Raw genomic sequence first — 13,090 nt, 5'->3', positions numbered from 1 at the left:
TCACGTCGGAGGACGTCTCCTGGGCGACGGACGGCGCGGGTCCCGCTCCGGGCACGTCCAGCGCCCCATGGGCGGCAGGGGGTCGCCGGTGGCCGGTAGCGGGGTGAACCCGGCGGCGCGGAAGAACGCCAGCCTGCCCTGCGTCCCCTCACCGCCCTCCGGAAGCAGGAACACCCACCGGACCCCGTTCTCACGCGCCTCGCGCACGTACCGGTCCAGCAGGGCGCACCCGATCCCGCGCCGACGCCACGCGGGGTCCACGACGACGGCGAGCACGTACCCGTGCGGCGGGGGAGCGGGCGCGCCGGGTCCGGTGTAGGCCCAGTCGAGAACCGCCTCCAGCCAGCCCACCACCCGGCCCGCCTCCTCCGCGACCAGGACCACCATTCCGGGAGGCAGCAGCCGATCGGGGTAGCCCTTGGTGTCGAAGTGCGGTGCGGCCCGGATCATGAGATCGCTGATCGCGGGCCCGTCGTCACCGGTGGCGCTCCGGACGATCATGCACCCAGAGTATCGGCCGGTCGGTGGTTCACCTTCGATCCGTCGTGCGGTGATTTCGCCCCAATAGCCCTCAGCCCTGGGATTTCCGACACCACCGCGTGTGCGGGGTGTCGGATTGCCCCGCGAGCACCCACCCACGATCATCACGTTCGGTGACTCCCAACGAAAGGTCCGATCGCATGCTCCGAAGCCCGGCCGTCCTCGCCGCCCTCCCGTTCGCCGCCGTGTTCCTGCTGGCGCCCTCCACAGCGCACGCCGAGGCCCCCACGCCCCTGACCGAGGCGATCGAGGCCCTCCCCGTGGCCGAGGAGTCGCGCGAGGGCTACGACCGAAGCCTCTTCCCGCACTGGACGGACGCCGACCGGAACGGCTGCAACACCCGGGCGGAGGTGCTCCTGGAGGAGGCCGTCACCGCTCCCGAGGTCGGCGAGCGCTGCCGCCTGAGCGGTGGTGAGTGGTACTCCTACTACGACGACCGCACCTTCACCGAGGCCCGGGCCCTGGACATCGACCACATGGTGCCGCTGGCCGAGGCTTGGGACTCCGGCGCCTCGCAGTGGAGCACCCAGCGCCGCCAGGCCTACGCCAACGACCTGGACGAGCCGGTCGCGCTCGTCGCGGTCAGCGCGTCGTCCAACCGTTCCAAGGCGGACAAGGACCCGTCGCAGTGGCTGCCGCCGGCGGCCGACGCGCACTGCCGGTACGTCACGGAGTGGACCACCGTGAAGACCCGCTGGGGCCTGACCGTGGACGAGGCCGAGCGCGAGGCACTGAACACCGTGGCGCGGGACTGCCCGGACGCGGTCGTGGAGACCACCCCGGCCCCCTGACCCTGACACGCCTCTGACGCGGGCCCCGGGGAATCCGGGGCCCGCGTCGTGTGTCCGTACCGTTTTCGGTCCTGCCCGGATTCCGGTTCGTGCGTACGTCTCCGGTGGCTCGTGGGGGCGGTGGGGCTTGTTCCGTGAATGCCCGTGTCCTAATGCGAACAGGCCTTTCGGCGGGTTTCCACGAACCGAGAGGGCGAGACCTCCGAGGTCATCTCCCCTTCCCTCCCCGGTCGATCCGGGCCACCCGGTCAGCGCCCGGGCCGGTCGCCGAGAAAGAGGGCGAAGACGACGGCGGCTCGTGAGTGCGGTCGCCCGCGCGGGTATCGAGCCCGGGTAGTTCTCGCACCCCCGTTTCCGCGAGGAAGGGACCCCCGTGAAACTCCCCCGCTTCACCCTCTTCCGACGTCTGGGCGCCCTGCTGTCCGCGGCGCTGCTCACCGTCGTCCTCCTCCCGGTCGGCGCCGGGGCGAGCGAACAGGCGCTCGCCTCCGTCAACCTGCGCACACCCTTCGACTGCGGCCAGGTGTGGAACGCCAACACCCGCACCAACCACAACCCGCAGCTCGCGGTCGACTTCCAGCGCTCGCCCGCCCTCAACCAGAACGTGCGCTCCAGCGCCGCCGGCACCGTGACCACGGTCGCCGACCGGGGCAACACCAGCTACGGCAAGTACATCGTGGTCGACCACGGCAGCGGCGTGACGACCCTGTACGCGCACCTCAACTCCCAGTCGGTCTCGGTCGGTACCCGGGTGAGCACCGGCACCGTCATCGGCAAGGTCGGCAGCACCGGCGGCTCGACCGGCCCGCACCTGCACTACGAACAGCGCGTCAACGGCACCGTGGTCCGCGCGGTCCTCAACGGCGTGGCCATCCGCTACTACGGCAACACCACCATCACCAGCAGCACCGGCTGCTGACGTCCCGGTTCACGGGCGGCGCGGGTCCCCAGGGTCCGCGCCGCCCGTTCGTCGTTCCGCGGGCACGCGGGCGGCCGGACGGGCGATGGCGCATGGAAGACATGGTGACGCGGCGGGCGGAGGGCGGCGGGGCAAAAAGGTTATGCCCAGGCCACCATATTCGCCGCCCTTTCACGCAAACATCATATTCCCCTGATACCACTCGGCCGTGTTTGTGTCCCAGGGAGGCAGGGGTATTCCCCTCCACGCCAGAATGGCGACCGAGTGAACGGGGATGGCAACAATGGGTATCCGAACGTGGGAATCAGTCGGCGGCGGTCCCCACAACCGTCTGACGGACCTGGAGGAGCAGGAACTCCAGCAGGTCGAACAGGCCCAGTCGACTCCGGAAACCGACGCGCAGGACTAGTCGACGTCCGGGGCGGCACCGTCTTTCGGCGGAACGCCCCGGACCCCGGTGCCCGACCCGACCAGAAAGGCACTGCCCCCACCGGGCCCCTCGATGACCACGACCTCCAGCCCGGCACACCGCACCCGTCAAGCCGGAGAGCGCAGCTTCTCCCTGACCCGGGCCCGCGAGCTCGCCGAGCAGACCCTCGCCCAGGCCGGACTGCACGCCCGACTGCGCGACCTGGACGGCGCCTGGCGCTGCCACCTGCACCGCTTCGACGACACCCTCGCCCCGGCCGGTGTCGGGGCGGGCAAGGGCGAAAGCGAGCAAGCCCGCGTGGGCGCGCTCTTCGAAGCCCTGGAACACCACCACAGCGACGCCCACGCCATCACCGCCGAACACCTGGTGCTGCGCTGCCCCCAGGAGCTCGCGTCCGAGGAACTGGCCACCGACCCCGCGATACGCCCCCTAGCCCTGGCCCCGCCCGCGCCCCTGGCCTGCCGCACCCACACCGCGCTGGACGACTCCGGCGCCAGTATGGACGTGCCGGTGTACCTGCACACCCCCTCCTACCTCTCCGCGTCCCCCCACCAGCGCCGTGCCCTGGGCGACACCTTCGACTACTCGACCGTGGGGCGCTACAGCACCAACAACGGGACCGCCATCGGCGCCACCGACATCGAAGCCTTCGTGCACGCCCTGGCCGAGACCGTCGAACGTGACGCCCTCTCGATGCTGCTCTGCTCCACCTTCCTGAGCCCACATCCAGCGCCCCTGCGCGTGGTGGACCCGACGACCCTGCCCGAGGGCCTGCGTCAGCTCCACACCCGAGCCCAGGACCGCTCCGGCGGCGCGGTGTGGCTGCTGGAGATGACCACCGACCTCGGCATACCGGCGTTCCACGCCTACGCCCCCGCCCAACAGGGCCACCCCATGGCCGGGTACGGCGCCTCCCTGTGCGCCACACACGCCGCCCGCCGTGCGTTGGAGGAGTTCGTGCAGGTCCTCGCGATCTTCGAACACGAGGAGCACCCGCCCCCGGATGTGGCCGCGCTGGCCCGCCACCCCGCTCTCCTGCGCGCCGGCCGGGCCGATTTCACCCCCCACCTGAGCTCTGCGAGAGTGCTCGCCTTCACCGCCACCACCGCGCCCGCGTCCCCTGCCGGGCACCTGGCCGAGTTGGTGCGCGTGCTCACCGCCCACGGGCATCGCCCCTACGGACGCATCCTCCACGAGGCCGCCAACAGGGTGAGCACGGTCTCGGTGTGCGTGCCCGGCCTGGAACGCTTCTTCGCCGTCACCAGCGGCCAGTGCGTGGTCCCTGGTGCGCGAGGCCGCGCGCACATGACCCGGGCGGCGAACTGAGGCTCGACCGTCACCGGGGAGCGCTTCTGGCCGTGGCGGAGCCACAGGCTCACGCTCTCTTCGGTGGCCGCAGTGACCTCGCTCGCCGGGGCGGAGTTCTCGTTCTTCTCACTTGCCGCCTTGGCGAGGCGGAGAGACCGACGTTCTCCCGGGGGGTTCGTCGGTGGTCTCCCGCTCGGATACGGGGGAGGGATTTGGGAGATATCTGGGAGACGCGGCAGGCGGCGGGGTGCTTTCGTCCGCGTTCGGGGGCGGCCTGACGCGGGGTCGCGTCGCGTTGCGGTACGGGACCGAAGGGCCCGGTTCTGTCACCCTGGGTCACGCGCGCACTACCCATGTGCGCCCGTGACCTGGGAAGAGGCAGACGTGAGCGATGCCAGAACATCGTCGTCGGGGGCCGGGGACTCACACCTGGCCCACGTGACCATGATCGCGGCGGCCGCCGCGATGGGCGGGTTCCTGTTCGGCTACGACAGCGCCGTGATCAACGGCGCCGTCGACGCCATCCAACAGAAGTTCGGAGTGGGCACCGGGGTCCTGGGGTTCACCGTGGCCTCCGCCCTGCTCGGGTGCGTGGTCGGCGCGGCCACGGCGGGCACCCTCGCCGACCGGCTCGGCCGCATCCGGGCCATGCAGATCGCCGGTGTGCTGTTCGCGGTGAGCGCCATCGGTTCTGCGCTGCCGTTCTCCATCTGGGACCTCACCTTCTGGCGCGTCATCGGCGGCGTCGCGATCGGCATGGCCTCGGTGATCGCGCCGACCTACATCGCGGAGGTCTCGCCCGCCGCCTACCGAGGACGCCTGGCCTCGCTGCAACAGCTGGCCATCGTGCTGGGCATCGCCTGTTCCCAGCTGGTCAACTACGCCATCGCCCAGGAAGCCGACGGCAGCGCCCACAACATGCTCGGGCCGGTACAGGCCTGGCAGTGGATGCTGGCCGTGGAGGCACTGCCCGCCCTGGTCTACCTGGGGCTGAGCCTGGTCATCCCCGAGTCGCCCCGGTACCTGGTGCGGGTGGGGCGCGTGGACCATGCCCGAAGCATCCTGAGCGACGTGGAGGGCGGCGGAACAGCCCGGATCGACCGCCGGATCAGCGAGATCAAGGAGGCCCTGGGCTCGGAGGTGCGACCGCGGCTCCGTGACCTCACCGGGAAGTACGGCCTGCTGCCGATCGTGTGGATCGGCATGGCGGTCTCCGCCTTCCAACAGCTCGTGGGCATCAACGTCATCTTCTACTACTCCAGCTCGCTGTGGCAGTCCGTGGGCGTCGCCGAGACCGACTCACTGCTGTTGAGCCTGTTCACCTCCCTGGTCAACATCGTGGGCACGGTGATCGCGATCATGCTGGTCGACCGGGTGGGGCGCAAACCGCTTCTGCTCGCCGGTTCGGCCGGGATGACCGTGGCTCTGGGCCTGGCCGCCTTCGCCTTCGGCCACGCCACCGGAACGGGCGACAACGTCGTGCTGCCCTTCGGGTGGGGCGTCGTCGCACTGGTCGCGGCCAGCTCGTTCGTCCTGTTCTTCGCCCTGTCCTGGGGCGCGGTCGTGTGGGTGCTGCTGGGGGAGATGTTCCCGCTGCGCATCCGCGCCGCCGCGATGGGCGTGGCGACCGCCACCCAGTGGCTGGCCAACTGGCTGATCACCGTGAGCTTCCCCAGTCTGCGGGACTGGAGCCTGCCCGGTTCCTACACGATCTACGCGGGCTTCGCGCTGCTGTCGTTCTTCTTCGTGCTCAAGTTCGTCAAGGAGACCAAGGGCAAGACCCTGGAGGAGATGCGGGGCTGACCCCGACGGCGGCGCCCGACAACGCGCCCGGTCCGGCCCCACGGGGTGGGGGAGCCGTCCACCGCGACCGGGCACCGCGACCGGGCGCCGAACGGGGGAGGCGTCCGCCTCTCGGCGGGACCTCCCCGAAACCCCGGCCGACCCCGGGGCTTCGCGACACCCGGTACGGCCACCGACCAGTGAAGGGAACCCATGAGTGACACGAACCCCACCGTCTGGAGCACGCTCCAGGCCGTGGACGCACCCGCACTGATCGACTACTACGTCGAGACCTTCGGCTTCGTCCTCACGGCACGCCACAACGACGGCGACACCGTCGCCCACGCCGAACTGTTGTGGCCCGAGGGCAGCGGAGGCCTCATGCTCGGCACCCACCGCCCAGGCAACCCGTGGACACGCCAGCCCGGGACGGCGGGGACCTACGTGGTCACCGCCGACCCGGACGCCCTGTACGCGCGGGTGACGTCACGCGGCGCCGACATCATCCGACCGCTCGCCGACACCGACTACGGTTCCCGCGAGTTCGGGGTACGCGACCCCGAGGGCAACCTCTGGTCGTTCGGCACCTACCGCGGGGCGCCCGCGCCCTGAGGCACGGACGCCCAGGCGACGGTCACCGCCCGGACGGTGCGCCGGTGAACAGCTCGCGCACCTCCTCGGCGGTGGTCTCCCGCAGCTCCTCGTCGAGCAGCAGCCAGCGGGTGATCCCCACCGACTCCAGGAACCGCAGGTCGTGGCTGGCGACCAGCAGCGCCCCCCGGTACGCCTCCAGGGCGTGGGTCAGCTGCCGGGCACTGGCCAGGTCCAGGTTGTTCGTGGGCTCGTCCAGCATCAGCAGCTGCGGCGCCGGGGAGGCCAGCATCGTCGCCGCCAGCGCCGCCCGGAAGCGCTCACCCCCGGACAACGTTCCCGCGACCTGCGCGGCGCGGTTCCCCTTGAACAGGAACCGTGCCAGCTGGGAGCGGATGTGCTGGGCGCTCACACCCGGAGCCGCGTTCGACACGTTCTCCGCGACACTGAGGGACTCGTCCAGCACGTCCAGCCGCTGCGGCAGGAACCGCACGGGCACGGACACCTCGACCTCACCCTCCACCGGGGCCTCCTGACCCGCCACGGCGCGCAACAGCGTGGTCTTGCCCGCGCCGTTGCGCCCCACCAGGGCGATCCGCTCCGGTCCGCGCACCAACAGGTCACCCGAGACCAGACGCCCGAACCGGGGACGCACCCCGTTCAGCCGTAGTACGTCACGGCCGTTGGGCACCTCGGTGTGCGGCAGGTCCACCCTGATCTCGGCGTCGTCGCGGACCGCGTCGGCCGCTTCCTCCCGGCGTTCGCGCGCCTCCTCGAGCCGGTCCTCGTGGGTGCCCCGGAGCTTGCCCGCCGACTCCTGGGCGGCGCGCTTGAGCGCGCCCTGGACGATCTTGGGAATGCCCCCGTCGATCGCCGCCTTCTTGGCGGTGCGCTGGCGCCGGGCCAGCTTGATCTGGGTCTCCTCCAGTTCCCTCTTCTGCCGGCGCACATCGGCCTCGGCCGCGCGCAGGGAACGTTCGGCCGCCTCCTGTTGCACGGCGAGCGCCTCCTGGTAGGCCGTCCAGCCCCCGCCGTAGACGGTCACCGAGCCGGTTCGCAGCTCCGCGATACGGTCCACCCGCTCCAGGAGCTCCAGGTCGTGGCTGACCACCACGAGGGAGCCGGAGCGCCAGGTCTCCACGGTCTCGTAGAGCCTGCGCCGGGCGAACAGGTCCAGGTTGTTGGTGGGCTCGTCCAGCAACAGGACGTCGGGGCGCTCCAACAGGACGGTGGCCAGGCGCAGCAGGACCGTCTCGCCGCCGGAGAGCTGTCCGACGCTGCGGTCCAGGCCGACCCCCTCCAACCCCAGCGAACCCAGGGTCGCGAGGGTGCGCTCCTCGATGTCCCAGTCGTCACCGACCGTCTCGAAGTGGCGTTCGGAGGCGTCACCGCCCTCGATGGCGTGCAGGGCGGCGCGCTTGTCGGCGACGCCCATCGCCTCGTCGACACGCATACCCGTGTCGAGCGTGACGTTCTGCGGCAGGTACGCCAGACTCCCGCCGACGGTCACCGAGCCCCGCGCCGGACGCAGTCGGCCAGCCAGGAGCCGGAGCAGAGTGGACTTGCCAGCGCCGTTGGTACCGACCAGTCCGGTGCGGCCCCGGCCGAGGGTGAGGGACAGGCCGTCGAACACGACGGTGCCGTCCTTCCACTGGAAGGCCAGGTCGGAGCAGGCGACGGCGGCACTCGTGGGGGTGCTGGTCTTTGACATGGGTGTTCTCGCAGTCAGAAGCAGTGGGAAAAGGGCTTCGTGTGCGAGCACCACGCGGCGTTGCGCCGGGAGGGGTGGGAGTCCCGGTCGAACCGGGGACGTCTCCTACACCGAGGTTCCATACACGCGTCGGACAGACCGGATACCGGCTCCGTACCGCGTGATGATCGCGAACCTCAGATGCGCAACGTCCACCTCGTTCGTAGACAACAGGACGAGGAGTACTGTACCCACTCGGCGCCAGGAGTCAATCACCTCTTCCACGTGACCCGGGTCTCGAACCGCGGGTTGGGGACCCAGAGCCGCGGCCGGGACGCAGGAGACTCCGGGCCGGGTCTCAGGAAGTGGACCGGGCCTTGGAACCGCAGGTCGGGACCCAGAGGTGGACCGGGCCTTGGAACCGCAGGGCTGGACACGGACGTGGACCGGGCCTCAGGACGGGTCTCAGAACTCCTCCAGGTCGATCCTGCGCTGGAGGTACTCCTCCCGGCTGATCTCCCCACGGGCGTAGCGCAGGCGCAGCTCCTGTGTGGCGGCGTCCCCTGGCTCGACCACCGGTGGCTCGTGACGCCGCCGGAGCAGTCGCCCGGTCTCGGTGACGGTGAGCACGAGGAAGAAGCCCAGGCCCGCCAGAACCACGATCGCGACCACGGCGACGAAGACGTTCACGGTGTGCCTCCCTGCCCCCTGTCTACCGCCTGACCGGGGCCGCCGCCAGGACCCCAACGCACCGCGAACCCCCCAGAACGCCGTAACCTGGGACATCGCGATCCGGTAGCCGGGACAGAAGGGGCGGGATGCGCGTCCTCCTCGTGGACAACCACGACTCCTACACGTACAACCTCTTCCAGCTCCTCGCCGGTGCGCTCGGCGCCGAGCCCCGGGTCCTCACCAACGACGACCGGCGCTGGGCCGAACTGGACCCCGCCGAGCTGGACGCCGTCGTGGTCTCCCCTGGGCCGGGGCGCCCGCAGAACCCGCGCGACCTGGGGCGCGTCCCCGAACTCCTCGCCCGCACCGACCTGCCCGTCCTGGGGGTGTGCCTGGGCCACCAGGCCATCGCGCACGTGGCCGGAGCCCGGGTGAACGCCGCCCCCCAGCCCCGCCACGGCCACCTGACCCGGGTGCGGCACCACGCCACGGGGCTCTTCACGGGAGTCCCCCAGGACTTCACCGCCGTGCGGTACCACTCCCTCGCGGTTCCCGAACCCCTGCCCCCGGCCCTGGAGGCCACCGCCTGGGCCGAGGACGGCGTGGTCATGGCGCTGCGCCACCGCGACTTGCCACGCTGGGGAGTGCAGTTCCACCCCGAGTCCGTGGCCAGCGAACACGGAGCCGCGCTGGTCGCCAACTTCCTCTCCCTCGCCAGAGAACACCACGGCACCACCGCCGTCTTCGCCCCACCACGGGTCTCGGCGCCCGCGGCGGCGCCGACACCACCCGCCGCCACCGTGCCCCGCTCCGCGACCCTGCCCTACGCGGTGGACACCGAACGCGCCTTCGCCCACCTCTACGCCGGGGCCGAGCACTCCTTCTGGCTGGACAGTTCCCGCCCCGAGGGCCCGGCCCGGTTCTCCTTCCTCGGCGCGGGGTCCGAAACCCTCACCTACGACGTCGGCGACCGGAGCGTGCGCGTCGAAGGACCCGGCGGGGTCCACGCCGAACCCGGGAACGTGTTCGAGGCACTGGACCGACGCACCTGCCACACTCGTCACTCGCGCGACATGCCCGGCACCCGCCACACATGCGACCCCCGCGACGCGCGCGACACCTCCAGCCCCAACTCCGGCTCCGGCGGTCCTGGTACCGGTGGTCCCAGTACCGGCGGGCTGCCGTTCGACTTCACCGGCGGTTACGTCGGTTACTTCGGCTACGAACTCAAGGCCGACTGCGGAGCCCAACGCGCCCACACCGCCGCCACCCCGGACGCCGTGTGGATGCGCTGCGACCGCTTCGTCGCCGTCGACCACCACGAGAACCGCACCTACGCGGTCTGCGCCGACGACCTCCCCGACGCCGACGCGTGGCTCCAGCTGACCCTCACGGCCCTGGAGAACCTCCCTCCTCTGCCCGCCCCCGCTCCACCCGCGGCACCCGTGGATCTCGCGGGCCACCTGGAACGACCCCGCGACTCCTACACCGACGACGTCAAGACGTGCCTGGGGCACCTCGCCGACGGCGAGAGCTACGAGATCTGCCTGACCAACCGGGTGCGCCTGCCCGACCTCGGCGACGGCGGCAGCCTGGACGCCTACCGCCGCCTCCGCGCCGCCAGCCCCGCCCCCTACGCCGCCTTCCTGCGCCTGGGGGACGTGACCGTGCTCAGCGCGTCACCCGAACGTTTCCTGCGGGTGGACTCCGAGAGAATCGCCGAGAGCCGCCCCATCAAGGGCACCGCACCCCGGCACCCCGACCCGGCCACCGACGCCCGTGTCGCCGCCGAACTGCGCACCGGCGCCAAGACCCGCGCCGAGAACCTCATGATCGTGGACCTACTCCGCAACGACCTCGGGCGCGTCTGCGAGGTGGGGAGCGTGGAGGTCCCCGCCTTCATGTACACAGAGTCGTACGCCACCGTGCACCAGCTCGTCTCCACGATTCGAGGTCGGCTGCGCCCGGACGTCTCCACCCTGGAGGCCGTCCGCGCGTGCTTCCCCGGGGGATCGATGACCGGGGCGCCCAAGCTGCGCACGATGGAGATCATCGACGGGTTGGAAACCTCCGCACGGGGTGTGTACTCGGGGGCGCTGGGCTACGTCTCGCACACCGGCGAAGCCGACCTGAGCATCGTCATCCGCACCGCCGTGCGCACCGACGGCGGGATCACCGTGGGCGCTGGAGGGGCGATCGTGCTGGACTCCGACCCCGAGGAGGAGTACGAGGAGATGCTCCTCAAGGCCAGGGTCCCCGCCCGAGCCCGTTGACGTGCGCGGACACTGTTGGCGCGCACGGGCTCTGTTGGCGCGCCAGGGCCTGTCGGCCAGCACGGGACCGCTGGCACGCTGACGTGCGCGGACACTGTTGACGCGCCGGGGCTCGCAACCGCACGGGACCGCTGGCCCGCAGGGACACCGCGAAACGTCACCAGCCCCGCCAGGCTCGCCTCTCCTTCTCCGTGATGACCGCCGGGCCGTCCGGCAAGCCCCGACTCATCCAGTCCGCGATGTCGTTGTTGCCGACGAAGAGATTGATCACCATGATCCGCACATCCTCCAGGGGCAGGCGGAAGGACCAACCGACATCGTCCTGCAAGGGCACCACCAGGGCGGAGCGGTCCGGGCCGTGCATGGAGGCCCGGTCGGCGATCACCACGATCTCCTCGCCCGGCTCCTCGTCGTCCTCGCTCTGGCGGACCACCGCCAGCACCTGCTCGGGGGTGGCCCCGTCAAAGGCCGGGTCGTCCACGATCTGTAGGTAGGGGGCGTAGTCCTCGGAGGACTCGTGCCGGGGGTCGAGGCGGTCCGCGTCCGCTGCGAACGCGGCCCAGGCCCGGTCGTCACTGAAGTCGGTGCGCACCAGCAGCCCCGAGTCGTTCTGGGTGATCACGGGCAGAGGCGATGTCGGCGGCTGGTAGCGGGGCGGTTGACCCGCCGTCTCCAGGACTTCGCGCATCAGGTGAGGGGAGGCGTCCAACCAGTCCTCGTAGGACTCGTCCGGTTCGCGTTCGGACTCGACGCCACCGCGGTCCTTCTGGTGCTCCAGGGTGTCCTCGATGCTGGGGCGATGCGTGACGAGGTAGGTGAGGGCCGCCTGACGGGGCGTGACACGGAACGGCTCGAAGTCGTCGTCGCCGGGGAGGAAGGCCACGAGCGGGCGCAGGGGAGCGTCGCGCTCGGTGCCGCGGTCGGCGACCAGGACGAGGTCGGGAACCCAGGCGTCGTCGCTGTGAAGAGCTTGCAGCACCTCCACGGGGGTCACGCCCCGCCAGGCGGGGTCCTGGACCACGAGCAGGCGTCGGCGGATGGGGGCCTGGGCTGGGAGGGTGGGGTTCTGGTTGGGGAGGGTGGGGGCGTGCTCGGGAATCGGGGGCAGGGATGGTCCGGGAGTGTGCACGACCATGCCGGGCAGATCCCCCATACGGGAGAGCACGTCCTCCCAAGCGGGATCGTCGCAGTCACCCCGGATCAGTAGGGCGCCGGGCACGCGCTCGGTCTCACCCTCGGGGGGCGGGGGCAGGGTGGGGTGCGTCATGGGGAGTCTCTTCACAGTCGCGGCCTGCGGTCAATCTCGTTATATCGGGAGCGACCGACAATGCGGGAGCAGCTGACAATGCCGGAGGAACCGACAATGCGGGGAGGGCCAGGTACCAATCTGCGAACAGCACTCGGACACTTGGGGGTACGGCTCCCGATTCGCGTACTCGGAAGCGGGGTGGGGGTGGGGGTGGGGTTGGGTGGTGATGGGGGTTGAGGTTCTTTTGTGAGCCCACGGTCCGGGGTTGCTGTCAGCGGGACCCTCTACGGCCAACCCGTTTATCCCTTTGGGCCTGTAGGTCTTGTGCGGGTTACTGCGTACCCCTTGTGTGCTGAGGACTCTGGTCAGGGCGGGGTGTGTGGATGGTGCTCTGCCCGGACCGCACTTGGCGGATGTGCTCTCGTGTGACACGACTGGCAGGAAAGGGCCAAGCACGGCACCGGGCCACCCCCCAGGACGACTGATGTGTTCGAGAGATGCGTGTCCCCCGGACTGGTAAAAACCCCCGCCGTCCGAGCACCGCTTGCCGCTCTACGGCCAACCCGCTCTCCCCGGGAAAGCGCGTACCCGCACGTTTGCACCCCGCTGTGGCTCAGGGGGTTTGCGCCGTTCTGCTTACTACCGCACATGACTGAGGTTCAAAACCCCTGGGGGTGAAGGGGGAACCTCGCCTTCGGCTGTATCTGTGGTTGACGGGGTTTGCGCCGCCGTGCGTGATGGGGGGCGACCAGCCCCCGGGGGTGAAGCGCTGTGGTTGCCGCTTACTGCCGTTCCTGGCTCCGACCGGGTGTTCCGATGGAAGACGGCTGCCTGGCCAACTAGTG

11 protein-coding genes are annotated in these 13,090 nt (G+C 70.7%); 7 read left to right on the top strand and 4 right to left on the bottom strand.

The window, feature by feature from the left end; genetic code table 11:
• A complete protein-coding gene (locus ABZ635_RS10405) occupies positions 1-501 on the bottom strand; it encodes a GNAT family N-acetyltransferase (protein WP_357761998.1) in 501 nt (166 codons plus the stop codon).
• Positions 502-680: 179 nt separating this feature from the next.
• Between ABZ635_RS10405 and ABZ635_RS10400 the strand changes: the two genes are divergently transcribed.
• The 6 genes from ABZ635_RS10400 (at position 681) to ABZ635_RS10375 (ending at position 6,382) form a co-directional block, all read left to right on the top strand.
• Positions 681-1,331 carry an HNH endonuclease family protein gene (locus ABZ635_RS10400; RefSeq protein WP_357761995.1) on the top strand — a complete coding sequence of 217 codons (651 nt, stop codon included), beginning with the start codon at positions 681-683 and terminating at the stop codon, positions 1,329-1,331.
• 373 nt (positions 1,332-1,704) lie between these two features.
• Positions 1,705-2,250: a M23 family metallopeptidase gene (locus ABZ635_RS10395; RefSeq protein WP_357761992.1), complete on the top strand. Its 546-nt coding sequence runs from the start codon at positions 1,705-1,707 to the stop codon at positions 2,248-2,250.
• Positions 2,251-2,533: 283 nt separating this feature from the next.
• On the top strand, positions 2,534-2,659 hold the full coding sequence (locus ABZ635_RS10390) for a hypothetical protein (protein ID WP_357761989.1): 126 nt from the start codon (positions 2,534-2,536) through the stop codon (positions 2,657-2,659).
• 93 nt (positions 2,660-2,752) lie between these two features.
• Positions 2,753-4,006, top strand: a complete 1,254-nt coding sequence (locus ABZ635_RS10385; protein WP_357761986.1) for a YcaO-like family protein — start codon at positions 2,753-2,755, stop codon at positions 4,004-4,006.
• 366 nt (positions 4,007-4,372) lie between these two features.
• On the top strand, positions 4,373-5,791 hold the full coding sequence (locus tag ABZ635_RS10380; RefSeq protein WP_357761983.1) for a sugar porter family MFS transporter: 1,419 nt from the start codon (positions 4,373-4,375) through the stop codon (positions 5,789-5,791).
• A gap of 192 nt (positions 5,792-5,983) precedes the next feature.
• A complete protein-coding gene (locus ABZ635_RS10375; protein WP_357761981.1) occupies positions 5,984-6,382 on the top strand; it encodes a VOC family protein in 399 nt (132 codons plus the stop codon).
• Between the two features lie 22 nt (positions 6,383-6,404).
• Here ABZ635_RS10375 and ABZ635_RS10370 read toward each other — a convergent pair whose 3' ends face one another.
• Both ABZ635_RS10370 and ABZ635_RS10365 read right to left on the bottom strand, forming a co-directional pair.
• Complete coding sequence (locus ABZ635_RS10370) at positions 6,405-8,072, bottom strand: ABC-F family ATP-binding cassette domain-containing protein (RefSeq protein ID WP_357761978.1); 1,668 nt, start codon at positions 8,070-8,072, stop codon at positions 6,405-6,407.
• A gap of 444 nt (positions 8,073-8,516) precedes the next feature.
• The gene (locus ABZ635_RS10365) at positions 8,517-8,741 is read right to left on the bottom strand and encodes an SHOCT domain-containing protein (RefSeq protein ID WP_357761975.1); all 225 of its coding nucleotides are present in this window, start codon (positions 8,739-8,741) and stop codon (positions 8,517-8,519) included.
• A 128-nt stretch (positions 8,742-8,869) separates the two neighbouring features.
• Between ABZ635_RS10365 and pabB the strand changes: the two genes are divergently transcribed.
• On the top strand, positions 8,870-10,996 hold the full coding sequence (gene pabB, locus ABZ635_RS10360) for an aminodeoxychorismate synthase component I (RefSeq protein WP_357761971.1): 2,127 nt from the start codon (positions 8,870-8,872) through the stop codon (positions 10,994-10,996).
• A 157-nt stretch (positions 10,997-11,153) separates the two neighbouring features.
• Here the strand turns inward: pabB and ABZ635_RS10355 are convergent, their stop codons facing one another.
• Complete coding sequence (locus tag ABZ635_RS10355) at positions 11,154-12,263, bottom strand: hypothetical protein (RefSeq protein WP_357761969.1); 1,110 nt, start codon at positions 12,261-12,263, stop codon at positions 11,154-11,156.
• Positions 12,264-13,090 lie beyond the last annotated feature (827 nt).

This window comes from Nocardiopsis sp. NPDC007018, assembly GCF_040635075.1.
Classification (GTDB): Bacteria; Actinomycetota; Actinomycetes; order Streptosporangiales; family Streptosporangiaceae; genus Nocardiopsis.
The sequence above is the reverse complement of the archived record's forward strand: the minus strand, read 5'-3'. Positions and strand labels throughout refer to the sequence as shown.